Raw genomic sequence first — 350 nt, forward strand, 5'->3', positions numbered from 1 at the left:
CCTGCTCGTTTACGCGATTCATATTCTGGTGAATCAAAAATACATCGGTCACATGGTCGCAATCGGCGTCTATGGGTACATTCTTTTCGCATCGATGATTGGCCTTGAGCACAATATACTAATTTACGCATCCGATCCCGGGTGGTCTTACAGTGACATGCTGGGCTTCGGGCCCACGATCACCCCTTGGCTATGGTTCAAGTTCTACTGGGTATCCTGGGCGTTTCTACTGGCAGTGATAGCGACGCTGTTTTGGGTGCGGAGTAAGGAAGGTGGACTACACGCGCGGTTCCAGCGGGCAAAGCACCGCTTCGCAGCGTACAGGCCCGCTTTTTGGATGGCCGTGGTAC

1 protein-coding gene is annotated in these 350 nt (G+C 53.1%); it reads left to right on the forward strand.

The window, feature by feature from the left end; all coding sequences use genetic code 11:
- The coding region (locus FH871_RS33710; protein WP_138995379.1) for a hypothetical protein at nt 1–350 on the forward strand (350 nt) is incomplete at both ends.

This window comes from Larkinella sp. C7 (assembly GCF_006149005.1).
Taxonomy (GTDB): Bacteria; Bacteroidota; Bacteroidia; order Cytophagales; family Spirosomataceae; genus Larkinella.